Genomic DNA, 16,146 nt, shown 5'->3' with positions numbered 1-16,146 from the left:
AACTGACCACATTTGCCTGGGCAGCCAGCGAATTTGGTGGGTATGCCAGGCAAATTGGGGGTTCCACACGCTGAGGTTGGGTGTAGAACCCCCAATTTGGCTGGTCAACCCAGCAAATCTGCGGGGACGGGCGGGGACGGGCGGGGTGGGGCGGGGCGGGGTGGGCCGGCGTGGGCCGGGATCAGTCGAACTGTTTGAGGATGGCCGAGATTTCGGAAACGGTTTCCGCGCGGTCCGGCCAGTGGGCGGTGATGCAGAGGAGTTCGCGGAGGTGGAGGAGGGGTAGGCGGTCGCGCCAGCCCGGGGCGAGCGGGTGGGCCTCTTCGTAGGCGTCGAAGAACGTGTCGGAGAGGTGCCCGTAGATGAGGAGGGTGGCCAGGTCGGCCTCGGGCCAGCCGTAGTGGACGGCGGGATCGATCATGGCCGGGCCACCGTCCGGGGCGGGGAGCAGGTTGCCGTGCCAGAGGTCGCCGTGCAGGAGGGAGGGCGGCTGCGGCGGGATCAGCTCGGGGAGGCGGCCGGCGACCCGTTCAAGGCGGCGACGATCCTCTGACGGGAGCTGGTTGTGGCAGTTCGGCTCCTCCAGGTACCGGAGCAGGCGGTGCTCGGCGAAGAACGCGTGCCCGTCACTCGTCCACGGGTTCCGCTGCGGGAGCGTGCCCAGGTAGTTGTCCAGGTGGTACCCGAACTTGTCCGCGGTCTGCTGATGCTGCACCGCGAGCGCCCGCCCCGCGTCCTCCCAGTACGTCGGCGACGGTTCCGACGTACCGAGGTCGGTCAGCACGATGTACGACGACGTCACCCGGAGAACTGAAGGTACGGCGAACCCGCCCGGTGCACGCAGCGCGTCGAGACCGTCGGCCTCCAGCGCATACAGGTCCGCCGGCAGGTCGTCCTGCGTCTTCACTACCACCGACTCGCCCAGTGTCGTCCGCACGCGGAACGTCTTGCTGGCGTAGCCGCCTTCGAGCGGATCGGCGGCGATCGCGTCGCCGAGGGACAGGCCTTCGAGCCAGGCGGTAGTCAACACCTGGACGATCCTGGCACGAGGCCGACGGTCAGCTACTCTTGGGCGCGTTATGGCGGCACCTAACTTGGTCAATCTGGAAGCTGTTTCGAAGGGCTTCGGGACCCGCACACTGCTCGACTCGGTCAGTCTCGGCGTAGGCCGTGGTGAGCGCATCGGCGTGGTCGGGCGCAACGGCGACGGCAAGTCGACGCTCCTGCAGGTCCTGGCCCGGCGTGAGGAGCCCGACAGCGGCCGGATCACCCACAATCGCGAGCTGCGGCTCGGGTACCTCGGTCAGAGCGACGACCTCGACCCGGACCAGACCGTGCTGCACGCGGTCCTCGGCGATGTCGAGACCTACACCTGGGCGGCCGATCCGCGGGCACGCTCGGTGATGGAGCACCTGCTCGGCGAAGTCGACCACCAGGCGCTGGTCGGCAGCCTGAGCGGCGGCGAGCGGCGTCGGGCCTCCCTGGCCCGACTGCTGCTCACCGAGGTCGACCTGCTGATTCTCGACGAGCCCACCAACCACCTCGACATCGAGGCGGTCAGCTGGCTCGCCGAACATGTGGTCGACCGGGCCGGCGCACTGATCGTCGTGACCCACGACCGGTGGTTCCTGGACGCGGTCTGCACCGACACGTGGGAGGTGCAGGGCGGCCGCGTGACGTCGTACGACGGCGGGTATGCGGCGTACATCCTCGCCAAGGCCGAGCGGGCCCGGACCGCGCAGGTCACCGAGGCCAAGCGGCAGAACCTCCTGCAGAAGGAGCTCGCCTGGCTGCGTCGCGGTGCGCCCGCCCGCAGCACCAAGCCGAAGTTCCGGATTGAGGCGGCCAACGCCTTGATCGAGGACGTGCCGCCGCCGCGGGACAAGCTCGCGCTGTCGCAGCTGGCGACCGCACGGCTCGGCAAGGACGTGTTCGACGTCGAGGACGTCAGCCTGAGCTTCGGCGACCGGAAGATGCTCGACCACGTCACGTTCCGGCTCGGTCCGGCCGACCGGATCGGGCTGCTCGGCCCGAACGGCGCCGGCAAGACCACGTTCCTGAAGGTCCTCACGGGGCAGCTCGCGCCGGACCGGGGCCTGGTCAAGCAGGGCAAGACGGTCCGGATCGCCAACCTGTCGCAGACGCTCGAGGAGATCGACGGCACGGTCACCGTCCTCGACCACATCACCGCGATCCGTCGTACGGCGGCGCTCGCCGGGCGGGGCGGTGAGCTGACGTCGTCGCAGCTGCTCGAGCGGTTCGGGTTCACCGGCGACAAGCTGACGACCCGGATCTCGGACCTGTCCGGTGGTGAACGGCGCCGCCTGCAGTTGCTGCGCATCCTGCTCGACGAGCCGAACGTGCTGATCCTCGACGAACCGACCAACGACCTGGACGTCGAGACGCTGACCGTGCTCGAGGATTTCCTGGACAGCTGGCCGGGCGTCGTCGTCACCGTCACCCACGACCGGTACTTCCTGGAGCGGGTCAGCGACATGGTTTACGCGATCATGGGTGACGCCCGGGTCCGGCATCTGCCGCGCGGTGTCGAGCAGTATCTCGAGGAACTCGCGGCCGGAATTCCGCGACGGACGGCGTCGAATGCGTTGACGCCGGCCACGGAAGTGTCCACCGATTTGTCAACGGCGGAAAACGGCCATTTGATTGAACGTCCGATGGCTGACGCGGCAGCGGCCCGGGCGGCGAAGAAGGAGCTGAACCGGATCGAGCGGCAGCTCGCGAAGATCACCGAGGCCGAGACGAAACTGCACGACCAGCTGGCCGTGAGTGCGAGCGACTACGAGCGGCTCTCCGCGCTGGACGCCGAGCTCCGCAAGCTGGCCGATGAGCGCGGCGAGCTGGAAACGGCCTGGTTCGAGGCGGCGGAACGTGCGGAGTAGGACGCGTGGAACCCCCGGATCAGCAGGGGTTTCGAGCCACGGCGCCCCTCCGATCCCCTGTGATTCGGAGGGGGCGCCGAGCTCCTGGGTGAGCGGGCCCCGTGCCGGCCGGCGTTGTTCGGGCCCCGAGCCCCGGACACCGCGCGGCCACTTTCGGCGAACCACCTCTTGCCGCCGAAGTCACCGTGTTCTGACATTTTGTAGTCGATCAGCGACCGACGGTGACGACCCTAGTAGCGGGCCCAGCCGGTGTCGATAGTCGTCGGCTACAGCAGCCTCTCGATCTCGTTGCAACTAGCAACGATCGGACCGGTGCAGAAGTGACGGGTTGCCTTTTCGGATAATTCCGGCTATTTCGGCGGCGCTTTGTCCGGACGTTTTGTGGCCGACGCACACCGGTTGTTTTCCGTCAGTGCTTTTCCAGGTCGAACGGGCGGACCAGTTCCCGCAGTACCCGGGCGATCTTCTGCTGGTCGTCGTCGCTGAGGCCGCCGAGCAGCGCGCGCTCGTGGGTCAGCAGGTCGGCCATCGCGGCGTCGACCTTGTCCCGGCCTGCCGGTGTCAGCTGGACGAGCACGCCGCGCCGGTCATGGGGATCCGGGAGCCGTTCGACCAGGCCGCGGGCGGTCAGCCGATCGACCCGGTTCGTCATCGTGCCGGACGTGACCAGGGTTTCCTTGAGCAGCTTGCCGGGGGACAGTTGGTACGGCGTACCCGCCCGGCGCAGTGCTGCGAGGACGTCGAACTCCCAGGACTCGAGACCGTGGGTGTCGAAGGCCTGGCTGCGGGCGCGGTCGAGATGCCGCGCCAGCCGGCTGACCCGGGACAGCACCTCCATCGGCGCCACGTCGAGATCGGGGCGCTCGCGGCGCCAGGCCTCGATCAGCCGATCGACCTCGTCCTCCATGATCCTGAGAGTACCCATCAAGACTCTTGACATCAAGACAAGTTGCGAGGCTAGAGTATCTCGACGTCAAGATAAAAATGTCTGAGAGGGGTAGTCCGATGCGTACGTCACCGGTGTGGAGTCCAGAGCAGTACGGCACGTACGCCGACGAGCGCGCCCGGCCGTTCCGGGACCTGGTCGAGCGGGTGCGGGCGACCGACGTACGGACCGTGGTCGACCTCGGCTGCGGGCCCGGCGCGTTGACCGCGACACTGCGGCAGGTCTGGCCGGACGCCGTGATCCGCGGGATCGACAGCTCGCCGCAGATGCTCGAGGCGGCGGCGCAGTACGCCGACGACCACCTGAGCTTCGAGCTCGGTGACGTCCGCGAGTGGAGCGTCGACCCCGCATCGCTGGATGTGATCGTCACGAACGCCACGCTGCAGTGGGTGCCGGAGCAGCTCGACCTGCTGCCCGGGTTCGTCCGGGCGCTGCGACCGGGCGGGTGGCTCGCGATCCAGATCCCGGGCAACGGCGATGCGCCGTCGCACGCGATCCTGCGGGAGCTGGCAAGCACCGAGCCGTACGCCGAGTACGCGAAGGACACCTCGCTGCGTCCCGACGTACCTGGTCCGGCTGGGTACGTCGATGCGCTCAGCGCGGAGGGTTGCGTGGTGGACGCGTGGGAGACGACGTACTTCCACCTGCTGTCCGGCGACAACGCCGTACTGGAGTGGGTGAAGGGGACCGGCGCGCGACCGGTACTGCAGTCGCTGCCGGACGACGTACGGCCTGCTTTCGAGGCGGAGTACGGCGCGCGGCTGGCGGAGGCGTATCCGCAGAAGGAGTACGGGACATTGCTGCCGTTCCGGCGCATCTTTGCTGTGGCGCAGAAGAAGGGATGACCATGCGGCTCGATCATGTGCAGGTGTCGTGCCCGCCGGGTGGCGAGGACGTGGCGCGGGCGTTCTACGGCGAGGCGCTCGGGATGAGCGAGGTGGAGAAGCCGGAGCTGCTCAAGGCGCGCGGCGGGTGCTGGTTTCGCGCCGGTGCGGCGGAGATCCACGTCGGCGTGGAGAAGGAGTTCGCGCCGGCAAAGAAGGCACATCCGGCGCTGGCGGTCGATGATCTGGACGCTCTCGCCGCGCGGCTCGAGGCGCTGGGCTATCCGGTGACGTGGGACAACGAAACAATCCCGGGGCGCCGGCGGTTTCACACCGCCGACGGCCACGGGAATCGGGTGGAGATCGTGTGACGACGCGGCTCGCCCGGCCCCCTCAAGCCGGGCGAGCCGCTGGTTCATTCGGTCGCCAGTGCGCCGGCCGGGGCGACCTTGGCCGCGCGGCGGGCGGGTAGCACCGAGGCGACCAGGCCCGCGACCGCGGCGACGGCCGCGATCACGACCAGCAGGGTCCCGGGTACGGCGTACTCCACGGCGCCGTCGACCGTCTGGCCGCCCATCAGCGCGCTCGTCCCGGTCCAGCCGTAGATCAGGCCGAGGACGATCCCGAGCCCGGCCGCGACCAGTGCCATCAGCAACGATTCGACCGCGAGCATCCGGCGCAGCTGGCGGCGGGACAGACCCATCGCCCGGAGCAACGCGTTCTCCCGGGTCCGCTCCAGGACCGACAGGCTGAGCGTGTTGCCGACGCCGACCAGTGCGATCAGCACCGAGACACCGAGCAGGCCCACGGCGACGATCAGCAGTACGTCGAAGATCTTCGTGTAGCTGGTCCGCTCGGCCAGTCCGCCCTCCACCGACAGATCCTTGACGGTCGGGATCGACTGCTGCACGGCATCGATCACGTCCCCGCCGTCCGCCTTCGGGACCGACGCCAGCCAGAACCCGGTCACCGGCGCGCCCGGGGCCAGCTTCGCGAGATCGGTCGAGGTGACCGTGAACGGGTCGAGTCCGTTCCCGCGCTGGGCGGTCAGCGTCAGCTTGTGCTGCCCCGCCACGATCGTCACGGGGCTCCCGTTCTCGACCTTCAGCATCCGCATGGTCGGGTAGTCGAGCAACGCCGTACCGGCCTTGACCTGCGCGGCGAGCGACGGGTTGTGGATCACCGATCCGGCCTTGGCCGCGTCGAGGCCGGTGACCTCGAGCTCCTGACCGCCGGACTTCACCATCAGCTTGCTGATCGGGACGACCTGGGTGACGCCCTTGATGTCGCGGAGCTGCTGCTCGGCACTGGCCGGCATCTTCTCCTTGTACGTCGTCACCATCAGATCGACCGGGTACTGACCGTCCATCGAGACATCAAACGTCTTCCGTACCGAGGCGATCCCCACACAGGTGAGGCTGATCAGCGTCACACCGATGAGCAGCGCCGACGTGGTGGCCGCCGTACGTCGCGGGTTGCGGATCGCGTTCGCGACGGCGATCCGGGCGGGTACGCCGCCGCCGCGGGCGGGGAGTGCGCCGATCACGCGGATCAGCGCCGGGACGAGCAGCGAACCGACCGCGAGAATGCCGAGGAACGAGATCGCGCCGCCCGCGACACCGATCAGTACCTCGTGGGACTTCGCCCCGACCGCCAGCAGCAGCCCGCCGCCCGCGAGGAGCAGGAAGCCCAGGACCAGCCGCAGTACGCCGGCCTTGGTCGCGGCCGCCGGAGCAGCCTCGGGACGGAGCGCGGCGAGCGGCGCCACCTTCGTCGCCCGCCGAGCCGGTACGACGGCCGCGATCAGCGTGGCCAGCGTGCCGAGCAGGAGCGGCAGGAAGATCGACGACAGATCCAGGTGCAGCGGCACCGGCGGGATCCCCCAGTCGAACTCGCGGGACAGCGCCAGCCCCAGCGCGGAGAGCGCGACGCCGAACACCACACCGATCGCCGAGGCGATCACGCCGACCACAGTGGCCTCCGCGATCACCGAGGAGAAGACCTGCCGGCGGGACGCGCCGACGCAGCGCAGCAGCGCCATCTCGCGGGTCCGCTGGGCGATCACGATCGTGAAGGTGTTGCCGATCACCAGGCAGGCCACGAACAACGCGATCACGGCGAACATCCCGAACACGCCGCCGAGGACGTCGATGCCGTTGGTGTACTCCTTCACCTCGTGCTCGATGAACGCCTCACCGGTGTAGGCGGTCAGACCGCTGGTCACCACCGCCTGGGCGGCGTCGGCCAGTTGCTGCTGCGTGACACCGGGCTTCGCGGCCAGCGCGATCCCGCGGGTGTACGCACCCGGGTCGAAGATCTTCACCGCGGCCGGGGTCGCGACCGCGGAGGCGCCGCCGACGACCTTCGAGTCGTCGAGCAGCCCGACGACCGTCACGGTCCACGACTTGTCGTCGTACGAGCTGATCCGCAAGGTCTGGCCGACACCGACCTTGTGCTTGGTGGCGGTCCGGGCCGGCAGCGCGATCTCGTTCGTCGCGGTAGGCAACCGTCCCGACGAGGTGCTGGGACCGGCGATCTGCTGTGAGGAGTAGAGCGCGTCGACCGGGATCGACGTACCGCGGACCAGATCGGGGAACGCGACATCCATGTACGTCGTCGTCAGCGTGACGACCGAGGCGGCCTGCGGGACCTTCTGCACCTTGGCGATATCGGCCGGCGAGATGGTCACCTGGTCCGGGTAGACCATGGCGTCGACGCCCTTGTACTGCGCGCCGATCGTCTCGTCGACGCCGTGCGACGCGGACGCGTGCACGATCATCGCGAGCGAGCCGAAACCGACCCCGAGGACGATCGCCAGACAGGCGGCGATCAAGCGGCCCAGGTGGGCGCGCAGCGAGGAGAGGATCGAACGTCGCACGTCAGGCCCCCAGCTGACGCAGCGCGTCGAGAACGCTCTCCGGGGTCGGCTGCCGCAGCTCGCCGGCCAGCTTGCCGTCGGCAAGCATCACGACGCGGTCGGCGTACGACGCCGCGAGCGGGTCGTGCGTCACCATCACCACGGTCTGGCCGAACTCGCGGACCGAGCGGCGCAGGAACCCGAGCACCTCGGCGCCGGATCGCGAGTCCAGGTTGCCGGTCGGCTCGTCGGCGAACACGACCTCCGGGCGGCCGACCAGGGCCCGTGCCACCGCGACCCGCTGCTGCTGGCCGCCGGACAGCTCCGACGGGCGGTGCGTGAGCCGGTCGGCCAGCCCGAGGACCTCGATCAGCGTGCTCAGCCACTGCTGGTCGGGCTTGCGGTTGCCGAGCTCGAGCGGGAGCAGGATGTTGTCGTTCGCCGACAGCATCGGGAGCAGGTTGAACGACTGGAACACGAAGCCGACCCGGTCCCTGCGGATCTTGGTCAGCTCCGCGTCCGGCAGCCGGGTCAGCTCGGTCTCGCCGAGCAGTACCTGGCCCTCGGTCGGGGTGTCCAGCCCGGCCAGGCAGTGCATCAGCGTCGACTTGCCGGAGCCCGACGGGCCCATGATCGCGGTGAACTGGCCGACCCCGAAGTCGACCGAGACCCCGTCGAGCGCGGCGACCGCGGTGTCGCCCTGTCCGTACACCTTGCGCAACTCGTGCGCCCGGATCGCGGTCCGCGGCTCCCCGTCCTGCGGCAACCGCCCCGCCGCAAGCTCTCCGGTCTGCAAGCTCATGTCACTCCTCAACTCAACTGAACGTTGGTGAAGAATTTATTGAGCGCAGCCCTCGATCTCGTCGGACTCCAGACGGGACTCCCCGTACTACCTGGGTATTACTTGGTCGGCCGGACCAGCCCGGTCTCGTACCCCAGGACGACGAGGGCGACCCGGTCCCGCAGGCCGGTCTTGGCCAGGATCCGGCCGATATGCGTCTTGACCGTTGCCTCGGACAACGTGAAGAGCTTGGCGATCTCGGTGTTCGACAGCCCGCGGGCGACCTCGACCAGCACCTCGCGCTCGCGGGCGGTCAGGTCCTTGAGGTCGGGGCGCTCGGTCTGCTCGTCGGGCAGGGCCCCGGCGAAGTGCTCCAGCAGACGTTTCGTCGTACTGGGGGAGACGACGGCGTCCCCGGAGTGCACCTGGCGGATCGCGTTCAGCAGGTCGGCCGGCGGGGTGTTCTTGAGCAGAAAACCGGCCGCGCCGGCCTTGATCGCGGCGAACGCGTACTCGTCCAGGTCGAACGTGGTCAGCACGATAACTTTAGGTGCTTCCGGCAACGACTGGAGTCGCCGGGTGGCCTCGACACCGTCCAGCCGGGGCATCCGGACATCCATCAGCACGACGTCGCACGCGGTCACCTGGATCTTCTCGATCGCCTCGCCGCCGTCACCCGCCTGCCCGACCACCCGCATGTCGGCCTGGGAGTCGACCAGCATCGTGAAACCCGCTCGGACCAGTTCCTGATCGTCGACCAGGAACACCCGGATCACGTCGTCCATTACTCTCCAGTCGGCAAGTTGTAGGGCAGTTTGGCGATCACCTCGTACCCGCCGCCCGCCTTCGGTCCGGCGCTCACCGTACCGCCCGAGACCGAGGCGCGTTGCCGCATCCCGACCAGGCCGTGACCCGGATCGGTGCTCGGCGCGACGCCGGCGCCGTGGCCGTCGTCGGTGACCACCACGGTCAGCATCTCGCGCCCGAAGTCCAGGCTGACGGAGGTCCGCGCTCCCGGCCCGGCGTGTTTCAGCGTGTTCGTCAGCCCCTCCTGCACGATCCGGTACGCCGTCAGACCGAGCAGCGCCGGGAGATCGCGGGGTACTCCGGTCACCTCGTAGCTGACGCTGAGCCCCGCCTCGCGGACGTTCTCGATCAACTCGGGCAGGCTGGAGACGCCGGGCTGCGGGCGGGGCTGGTTCGGGTCGAGCTCGTTCTGCTCCTCCTGCTTGAGCAGCCCGAGCATCTTGCGCATCTCGGTCAGGCTCGCGCGGCCGGTGTCGCCGATCGTCGCGAGCGCCTTCTTCGCCGCCTCGGGCGACTGGTCCGCGGCGTACAGCCCGCCGTCGGCCTGGACGATCATGATCGACAGGCCGTGCGCGACCACGTCGTGGATCTCGCGGGCGATCCGGGTCCGCTCGTTGCTCACGGCCAGTTTGGCCTCGCGGTCACGGTCCCTTTCGAGCTGGGCGGCCCGCTCCTCGAGCTGAGCGACGTACAGACCGCGGGTACGGCGGCGCTCGCCGAACGCCCAGACGCCGAAGACGAGCGCGCCGAGCGCGACCATCATCGTGACCTGCTGCTTCCAGTCCGAGTTCGACCAGTACCGCGAGGTCGCCATCAGGACGCCGAGACCGCCGATCCCCAGCGCGATCCGGCTCAGCCGTACGTCGCCGTACACCGAGATCGCGTACAGCGCGACCAGCAGGCCGACGTTGCCGGGCATCAGCTCGAAGCCGCCGAGCCACTGCAGGACCGCGACCGAGCAGACCGCGCCGAACACCAGTTCGGGGTGGGTGCGGCGCCAGATCAGCGGGACGAGCATGCCGAACGCGAGGATGCCGCTCCAGTGCGCCTGGGCGAGAGACAGGAAGCCGAAGATCATGCAGAGACCGCCGGCGAGGAACAGGTCGAACGCCCTGCTCCGGGCAGGCAGCGGCCGCGCGGTCAGCATCCCCGTCATGCTGGCCAGGGTACGGGGCCCGGTCCTGGCGGGGGTCATTCCACGGTCGGATGTCGGCGTACGACCAGAGGCTGTTACTTGTGCGGCCGGGTCGCGAGAACGGGCTTGACCTCGAGGCCGGACAGGCCGTTCCAGGCGAGGTTCACGAGGTGCGCGGCGACGTCCTGCTTCTTCGGCTTGCGGGCGTCCAGCCACCACTGGCCGGTGAGCGCGACCATGCCGACCAGCATCTGGGCGTACATCGGGGCGTTCTTCGGCTCCAGCCCGCGGCGCTTGAACTCCTCGGCCAGGATGTGCTCGACCCGGGTCGCGACGTCGCTGAGGATCGAGATGAACGAACCGGTCGACGACCCGACCGGCGAGTCGCGGACCAGGATCCGGAAGCCGTCGGAGTTGTTCTCGATGTAGTCGAGCAGCGCGAGCGCCGCCTGCTCGACGAGTTCGTGCGCGCGGCCGGCCGTCAGCGCGCCGGTGACACCGTCGAGCAACGCCCGTACCTCGCGGTCGACAACCACGGCGTACAGGCCTTCCTTGCCGCCGAAGTGTTCGTACACGACCGGCTTGGAGACCTCGGCACGGTGCGCGATCTCCTCGACCGAGGTGGCCTCGTACCCCTTCTGGGCGAACAGGCCTCGGGCGATGGTGATGAGTTGCTCGCGACGTTCGGCACTGGTCATCCGGATCCGGCCGGACCGCCGCGGTTTGGGTTCCGTCACGTCGTGATCACGTCAGCATCATGCCGTACTCGGGGTGTTGCACGGGGAGGATTTCCGTCTCAGGCAGCCTTCAGAGTACGCGTCGAGGCGTCCACGCGACGGGCTTCCAGGCGTTCCTTGACCGGCCAGCGGACGTCCGAGACCCATCCGCGCTGCTCGAAGAACCAGATGCAGCGGGCGGACGTGTCGAGCTGACCCTTGAGTACGCCGTGCCGCGCGCAGGTCGGGTCGGAGTGGTGCAGGTTGTGCCACGACTCGCCCTGGCTCAGGATCGCCAGCCACCACACGTTGCCGGACTTGTCGCGGCTCTTGAACGGCCGGTCGCCGATCGTGTGGCAGATCGAGTTGATCGACCAGGTGACGTGGTGCAGCAGCGCGATCCGGACCAGGCTGGCCCAGAAGAACGCGGTCAGCGCACCGGTCCAGGACCAGGACCAGAGGCCGCCGATGACAGCCGGCGCGAGGAGGCTCACGGCGACCAGGAGCGGGAACATACGGGACACCCTGACGATGTCCTTGTCCCTCAGCAGGTCCGGCGCGTACTGCCGCTGCGGGGTCTGCTCGGTGTCGAACAACCAGCCGACGTGGGCGTGGAAGAAGCCCTTGGTGAGCGCGCCCAGCGTGTTCCCGTACTTCCACGGGCTGTGCGGGTCGCCGTCCCGGTCGGAGAACTTGTGGTGCTTGCGGTGATCGGCCACCCAGCGGATCACCGGGCCCTCGATCGCCAGCGAGCCGGCGATCGCGAGGGCGTACTTCAGCGGGCGGTTCGGCTTGAAGGACTTGTGCGTGAACAGCCGGTGGAAACCGATCGAGATCCCGTGACCGGCGACCGTGTAGAAGACCACCGCGAGAACGACGTCCCGCCAGCCGAGGAACCCGCCCCACGCGATCGGCACCGCCGCCAGCACCGCCAGGAACGGGACACCGATGAACAGCGCCAGCGCGACCTGCTCCCAGAGCTTCTTCTGCTCACCGCCGAGTGTTCCGGTGTTCACATCCTCGTCGACCGGCGCGGGACGGGTGGGCGCATCCGGAGTGGCAACGGCGGGTGGAGTCATATCTGTTTTCCCTCAGCTCAGCGTGTCCTTACCTACGCAACCGTAACCTACGGGACCGTAGGTAGGAACCCCTCAGCGTGTCATCCACCCCACTCATGGCAAACTGTCCCGGCAACCACGATCCCCCGTGGGGTAATCGGCAGCCCGCGAGACTTTGAATCTCGAAGACCAGGATCGAAACCTGGCGGGGGAGCAGCGCAACCCCGGCTCGGGAGTTTCTGAGCCGGGGTTCTGCCGTCTCGCTCGCTAGCATCTGGGCATGGCGGTGACGGCTTCTGGGGTGTTTCGGCGTACTGCGGTTGAGCGGGCGGATCAGCGGGTTTCCTGGGAACGGGGGGATCAGGCGTTCTTCTCGAGTGGGGCTTGTCATGTGCTGGCCTGGACGTGCCGGGATTTCTATCCTGAGCAGGAGATCGCCTTGGCGGCGTTGTACTTGGGGGACTTCGAGCATCCGCTGCACGTGTACGCGAGGTGGGGCACCTGGGCGTTCGACGCGTCGGGCTGGAACCCTGAGGCCGAGCTCCTGCAGGTCAACAGCGACTTCGAGGGCCGTCCCGTGCGTGAGGTGGAGACGATCACGAGCGACCTTCGGGAGTTCTGTGAAAAGCACGTGCACCGGCAACCGCATCAGTACTGGGCAGATCCGACAGAACGTGCACGCGCGTACGTCGGCCGGTACGACCCGCCCTGGCTCTAGGTGCTTCGAGCCTGATCCAGGTTCGACTGGTGCGGGCCGTTGAGCCAGTCCCGGGCGAGGCGGGCGTCGGTCGGGTCCTCTCCCCGGCGCTCTCCGCCCACTCGCGGACTTCAGCGGCAACCGTCGTACGTCCCCCGCACCCGCGAGGTGTGAGATAGCGGGTCGTTTGTAACCCGACAGCGATGACATAACCGGCAGTCGCAGCTAGGTTGTGCGGCATGGGGCGGGGGAGATGGCTGCTATGTGTGGTGTTTGCGGTGTGGGCGGTGGTTGCTTTGGGTGGGTGTGGGGCGGGTGCGGTCGAGTCTGCGGGGGAGGCTGAGCGGATGCCTGCGCGGTTCCGGATCGTTCCCGACGACTATCACGTGCCGTACGCCGGGACGGCCGAGGACGGACGGAAGTTCTTTCTCAGCGACGAGTTGTTCGGTCCCGGAGCGGCGTACGTCGGGTTGTATCTGTGGAAGGCGGACGGGACGTTCGACGAGGTGAAGGTCGACGAGGTACGTCGGCCTGACGGCGTGCCGCCCGGACAGGCTGCTGCGGCCGGTGCGGATCAGCTGATCGCCGCGCGGCTGGGTGAACTCGGAAAGTACGTCCTCGAGCCGATCGACGTCGCGCCGTTCGCCGTCGAGAAGAACGGCGTGACCTTCGGCTGGGTGGGCACCGAGTTCGAAGGCACCTACTCGATCCACATCGAACCAGGCGACTTCATCGCCTACTACGCCCCCTGGGACGGCCTCGACTACGACACCTGATCACTCACGACGGTTCAGCCTTGCGGGTCGGTCGGCCTGGTGGGCGTTAGCGTGCGGGGGTGGAGCGGGTTCTGCTGGATGACGTGGTTGAGACGGATTACGGGCAGTTTGATCTGGTGTGGGGCGGTGGGTTCGGATTCGACGGGGATGCGGATCGGTTCTTCGCCGGGCAGGTGAATGGGCTGGTGGGCGCCGCTCACGGGGATGGTGTCTACATGCACTTCGGTCGGCGGTCCGGTGGGTCGCCGGTGCGGATCGTGCTGGCCGACGTGGCGCCCGGCGTACCCGAGGAGTCCTGGGAGGACGTTGTCGAGGTGTCGATCGACGTACGGTCGGAAGACGTCGGGTGGACGTCCTGGGGCGGTGAGAGCGGCGGCGACCTCGATGGGGTCGCGGCGGGGAGCTATCGGTTGCGGGTCAGCGCGCGCGGGCGTGACATTGCTCGGGATCGGGAGTTCGCCGACGGGCTGTTCGACGCCTATCTCCTCGAGCTGTGGCCCGCCCCGGCTGAGCCCGACGCGATCCTTCGCATCGGCAGCGAAGACGCCCGCTACTGGCACCGCGAATGGGGCAGCCGCCGCCCGACCTGACCGCAGTTCAGGCAAGCGTGCACGTCACAGCTCGTCCTTGAGGTGGATGGGGGAGTGGCGGAAGTCTGCCTGGTGGTGCTGTGCCTTGGGGGTTAAGAGGCGCATGAGGACTGCTTGGCCTGTGGGAAAGCCGTCGGCGACGACTGTTGCCTCGGGTGCGGTGGGCCAGCCGGAGGTTTTCGCGTAGAAGGGCTGGTTGTGCGGGTCGCAGCAGATCAGGCCTAGGTCGGCGTTGCTTGCCTCGATCCGGCGGCAGGCTGATTCGACCAGTCGCCCTGCCCATCCTTCGCCGCGGAACGAAGGAAACGTGAGGACGCTTGTTGGGGCGGCGAGCTTGTACGTCGTGCCTTGGTGGGGCAGGTCGACGTGGACGATTTCCAGGTGGCTGACGACCAGGTCGCCGGCGACGTACAGCAGGTGATGCGGTTCGTACGACGGGTTCGTGATCCAGTCGCGATACCTGAGTTCCCCGGTGAATCCTTCCGGCCAGACGATCCGCAGGAACGACAGGACCTGAGCCTTCAGTACCGCCGGCAGCTCTCCGGGCGCGTATTCGACGTACCGCACATCCATGGCACCGAGTCTCGGTCGGATCCGGCGAACTAGCGAACGGATATCGCGGTGATGAGGTCGGGGAGTTGTGGTGGGAAGACTGTTTCGGTGGATTCGGTCAGCTCTTCGGCTGTCCACCAGCGGAAGCCGAGGATTGTGGTGGTTTCGTACTCGGTCAGTTGTGCCGGCGCGGGCGTGAAGTGTTCGACGCGGTGGAGGAGCCATTCCTCGCGTACGTCGATGCTCTGGCCGTTGAACTCGTGCGTGTGATCCCGGGTCCACACGTGGATGCCGGTCGGCAGATTGCGCAGGCCGGTCTCCTCGTACGTCTCGCGCTCGGCGGCGGCCTGCAGGGACTCGTCGGGCTCGACGCCGCCGCCGACCGGGTACCAGCATTCGGCGTGGTTCTTCGGGTCCTTGGCGTGGATGAGGAGCACGCGGTCGTTCTCGTCCAGCAGCAGGAGTTTCACCACGAGCCGCGCCATCAGAGGCCGACCCAGCGCCGGTACTTGTCCTGGTCGACATTGCTGCCGCACACGATCGTGAACACCTGCCGTCCGGCGAAGCGGTCGCGGTCTTCGAGGACCGCGGCGAGACCGAGCGCGGCCGACGGTTCGACGACCAGCCCGGCGTGGTCGAGCAGCAGGCGCAGGCCGGTGACGATCGATGCTTCCTGGACCAGTACGGCGTCGTCGGCCACGACGAGCAGGTCGTCGAGGACCTCCGGGATCGGGATGCGGCCCGCGACGCCGTCGGCGATCGTGTCGGTCGTGTCGGTGGTGACGACGCGACGCTGATGCCAGGAACGCGTCAACGCCGGAGCGCCGAGCGGCTGAACGCAGATCACCTCGACCGCCGGCGTGAGGGCCTTCAGCACGTACCCCACCCCGGTCGCCAGCGCACCACCACCCAGCGCGATCAGCACCACGGGCCGATCGCTCAGCTGGATCCGCGGTACGAGTTCGAGGGCGATGGTGGCCGCGCCTTCGCAGGTTTCGAGGTCCAGGCTGTCCTCGAGTAGCCGAATTCCGTCGTACCGGGCGATCGCGGCGGCTCGTTCGCGGGCGAGTTCGTGGTCGCCGTCGACGAGTTCGAGCTTGGCGCCGAGGGCGCGGATCCGGTCGAGTTTGGCCGTGGTCGCGAACCGCGAGGCGACGACCGTGACGTCGAGGCCGCGATCGCGACCGGACCACGCGAGGGCCTGGCCGAGGTTGCCCGCGCTCGCGCACACCACGGCTCTCGAGTCGCTGCCGGCGAGTTGACTCGCGACCACCTCGGTGCCGCGGCCCTTGAAGCTGCGGACCGGGTTCGCCGTCTCGAGCTTGATGTCGATCGCACAGCCGAGCACCGGTTCCAGCGCCTCGCAGCGATACAAGGGACTGTCGAGAAACACCGGATCGACGACCTCGCGAGCCGCACGAATCCGATCCATGTCGAGCCGCGTCGCCTGCACAGCACCGCAGCTTACGCAATCGTGCGGGTGCGTGGACTGGGAACACCCCGCGGG

Annotated in this window: 17 protein-coding genes and 1 tRNA gene; 7 read left to right on the top strand and 11 right to left on the bottom strand. The window is 68.3% G+C overall.

The annotated features are described in order from the left end of the window. Window positions 1–181: 181 nt before the first annotated feature. Window positions 182–1,030, bottom strand: a complete 849-nt coding sequence (locus E0H50_RS07490) for a fructosamine kinase family protein (protein WP_165547026.1) — start codon at window positions 1,028–1,030, stop codon at window positions 182–184. Window positions 1,031–1,079: 49 nt separating this feature from the next. Here E0H50_RS07490 and E0H50_RS07485 point away from each other — a divergent pair, with 49 nt between their 5' ends. Continuing rightward, window positions 1,080–2,900, top strand: a complete 1,821-nt coding sequence (locus E0H50_RS07485) for an ABC-F family ATP-binding cassette domain-containing protein (RefSeq protein ID WP_131285851.1) — start codon at window positions 1,080–1,082, stop codon at window positions 2,898–2,900. Between the two features lie 409 nt (window positions 2,901–3,309). Here E0H50_RS07485 and E0H50_RS07480 read toward each other — a convergent pair whose 3' ends face one another. Beyond that, the gene (locus E0H50_RS07480; protein ID WP_131285850.1) at window positions 3,310–3,807 is read right to left on the bottom strand and encodes a MarR family winged helix-turn-helix transcriptional regulator; all 498 of its coding nucleotides are present in this window, start codon (window positions 3,805–3,807) and stop codon (window positions 3,310–3,312) included. Between the two features lie 98 nt (window positions 3,808–3,905). Between E0H50_RS07480 and E0H50_RS07475 the strand changes: the two genes are divergently transcribed. Together E0H50_RS07475 and E0H50_RS07470 are read left to right on the top strand one after the other, a co-directional pair. Then, entirely contained in the window at window positions 3,906–4,691 is a 786-nt protein-coding gene (locus E0H50_RS07475; RefSeq protein ID WP_131285849.1) for a methyltransferase domain-containing protein, read from the top strand. Between the two features lie 2 nt (window positions 4,692–4,693). Continuing rightward, window positions 4,694–5,041 (top strand): VOC family protein, encoded by a 348-nt coding sequence (locus E0H50_RS07470; protein WP_202868038.1) that lies wholly within the window; start codon window positions 4,694–4,696, stop codon window positions 5,039–5,041. Between the two features lie 44 nt (window positions 5,042–5,085). Here E0H50_RS07470 and E0H50_RS07465 read toward each other — a convergent pair whose 3' ends face one another. The 6 genes from E0H50_RS07465 to E0H50_RS07440 form a co-directional block, all read right to left on the bottom strand. After that, complete coding sequence (locus E0H50_RS07465; RefSeq protein ID WP_131285847.1) at window positions 5,086–7,548, bottom strand: ABC transporter permease; 2,463 nt, start codon at window positions 7,546–7,548, stop codon at window positions 5,086–5,088. Between the two features lies 1 nt (window position 7,549). Continuing rightward, window positions 7,550–8,329: an ABC transporter ATP-binding protein gene (locus tag E0H50_RS07460; RefSeq protein ID WP_131285846.1), complete on the bottom strand. Its 780-nt coding sequence runs from the start codon at window positions 8,327–8,329 to the stop codon at window positions 7,550–7,552. 98 nt (window positions 8,330–8,427) lie between these two features. Continuing rightward, window positions 8,428–9,093, bottom strand: coding sequence for a response regulator transcription factor (locus E0H50_RS07455; protein WP_131285845.1), 666 nt, complete (start codon window positions 9,091–9,093; stop codon window positions 8,428–8,430). Continuing rightward, entirely contained in the window at window positions 9,093–10,271 is a 1,179-nt protein-coding gene (locus tag E0H50_RS07450) for a sensor histidine kinase (protein WP_238150826.1), read from the bottom strand. Before E0H50_RS07450 ends, E0H50_RS07455 begins: the two co-directional genes overlap by 1 nt. A 74-nt stretch (window positions 10,272–10,345) precedes the next feature. Beyond that, window positions 10,346–10,987 carry a TetR/AcrR family transcriptional regulator gene (locus tag E0H50_RS07445; protein ID WP_131285843.1) on the bottom strand — a complete coding sequence of 214 codons (642 nt, stop codon included), beginning with the start codon at window positions 10,985–10,987 and terminating at the stop codon, window positions 10,346–10,348. A gap of 59 nt (window positions 10,988–11,046) precedes the next feature. Next, window positions 11,047–12,045: an acyl-CoA desaturase gene (locus E0H50_RS07440; RefSeq protein ID WP_131285842.1), complete on the bottom strand. Its 999-nt coding sequence runs from the start codon at window positions 12,043–12,045 to the stop codon at window positions 11,047–11,049. Window positions 12,046–12,166: 121 nt separating this feature from the next. Between E0H50_RS07440 and E0H50_RS42800 the strand changes: the two genes are divergently transcribed. From E0H50_RS42800 to E0H50_RS07420, 4 genes are all read left to right on the top strand, one after another. Beyond that, window positions 12,167–12,238: transfer RNA gene (locus tag E0H50_RS42800), tRNA-Gln, on the top strand. 66 nt (window positions 12,239–12,304) lie between these two features. Beyond that, window positions 12,305–12,742: a hypothetical protein gene (locus E0H50_RS07435; protein ID WP_131285841.1), complete on the top strand. Its 438-nt coding sequence runs from the start codon at window positions 12,305–12,307 to the stop codon at window positions 12,740–12,742. A gap of 326 nt (window positions 12,743–13,068) precedes the next feature. Beyond that, the gene (locus E0H50_RS07425; RefSeq protein ID WP_131285840.1) at window positions 13,069–13,497 is read left to right on the top strand and encodes a hypothetical protein; all 429 of its coding nucleotides are present in this window, start codon (window positions 13,069–13,071) and stop codon (window positions 13,495–13,497) included. 59 nt (window positions 13,498–13,556) lie between these two features. Continuing rightward, the gene (locus E0H50_RS07420; protein ID WP_131285839.1) at window positions 13,557–14,087 is read left to right on the top strand and encodes a hypothetical protein; all 531 of its coding nucleotides are present in this window, start codon (window positions 13,557–13,559) and stop codon (window positions 14,085–14,087) included. 24 nt (window positions 14,088–14,111) lie between these two features. Here the strand turns inward: E0H50_RS07420 and E0H50_RS07415 are convergent, their stop codons facing one another. The 3 genes from E0H50_RS07415 to E0H50_RS07405 are packed head-to-tail and all read right to left on the bottom strand — an operon-like array spanning window position 14,112 to window position 16,092. Beyond that, a complete protein-coding gene (locus E0H50_RS07415) occupies window positions 14,112–14,660 on the bottom strand; it encodes a GNAT family N-acetyltransferase (protein WP_165547025.1) in 549 nt (182 codons plus the stop codon). A 29-nt stretch (window positions 14,661–14,689) separates the two neighbouring features. Beyond that, complete coding sequence (locus tag E0H50_RS07410) at window positions 14,690–15,124, bottom strand: NUDIX hydrolase (RefSeq protein WP_131285837.1); 435 nt, start codon at window positions 15,122–15,124, stop codon at window positions 14,690–14,692. Beyond that, window positions 15,124–16,092, bottom strand: coding sequence for a threonine ammonia-lyase (locus E0H50_RS07405; protein WP_131285836.1), 969 nt, complete (start codon window positions 16,090–16,092; stop codon window positions 15,124–15,126). Before E0H50_RS07405 ends, E0H50_RS07410 begins: the two co-directional genes overlap by 1 nt. Between the last annotated feature and the right edge of the window lie 54 nt (window positions 16,093–16,146).

It is taken from the genome of Kribbella sindirgiensis (assembly GCF_004331435.1).
GTDB classification, from domain to species: domain Bacteria; phylum Actinomycetota; class Actinomycetes; order Propionibacteriales; family Kribbellaceae; genus Kribbella; species Kribbella sindirgiensis.
This window is presented reverse-complemented; position numbering and strand designations above follow the sequence as displayed.

What these genes read in the sequence shown, in the direction of transcription:
- E0H50_RS07485 (WP_131285851.1), top strand. Translation starts at nt 1,080, where the DNA reads ATGGCGGCACCTAACTTGGTCAATCTGGAAGCTGTTTCGAAGGGCTTC.
- E0H50_RS07480 (WP_131285850.1), bottom strand. Translation starts at nt 3,807, where the DNA reads ATGGAGGACGAGGTCGATCGGCTGATCGAGGCCTGGCGCCGCGAGCGC.
- E0H50_RS07475 (WP_131285849.1), top strand. Translation starts at nt 3,906, where the DNA reads ATGCGTACGTCACCGGTGTGGAGTCCAGAGCAGTACGGCACGTACGCC.
- E0H50_RS07470 (WP_202868038.1), top strand. Translation starts at nt 4,694, where the DNA reads ATGCGGCTCGATCATGTGCAGGTGTCGTGCCCGCCGGGTGGCGAGGAC.
- E0H50_RS07460 (WP_131285846.1), bottom strand. Translation starts at nt 8,329, where the DNA reads ATGAGCTTGCAGACCGGAGAGCTTGCGGCGGGGCGGTTGCCGCAGGAC.
- E0H50_RS07455 (WP_131285845.1), bottom strand. Translation starts at nt 9,093, where the DNA reads ATGGACGACGTGATCCGGGTGTTCCTGGTCGACGATCAGGAACTGGTC.
- E0H50_RS07450 (WP_238150826.1), bottom strand. Translation starts at nt 10,271, where the DNA reads ATGACGGGGATGCTGACCGCGCGGCCGCTGCCTGCCCGGAGCAGGGCG.
- E0H50_RS07440 (WP_131285842.1), bottom strand. Translation starts at nt 12,045, where the DNA reads ATGACTCCACCCGCCGTTGCCACTCCGGATGCGCCCACCCGTCCCGCG.
- E0H50_RS07435 (WP_131285841.1), top strand. Translation starts at nt 12,305, where the DNA reads ATGGCGGTGACGGCTTCTGGGGTGTTTCGGCGTACTGCGGTTGAGCGG.
- E0H50_RS07425 (WP_131285840.1), top strand. Translation starts at nt 13,069, where the DNA reads ATGCCTGCGCGGTTCCGGATCGTTCCCGACGACTATCACGTGCCGTAC.
- E0H50_RS07415 (WP_165547025.1), bottom strand. Translation starts at nt 14,660, where the DNA reads ATGGATGTGCGGTACGTCGAATACGCGCCCGGAGAGCTGCCGGCGGTA.
- E0H50_RS07410 (WP_131285837.1), bottom strand. Translation starts at nt 15,124, where the DNA reads ATGGCGCGGCTCGTGGTGAAACTCCTGCTGCTGGACGAGAACGACCGC.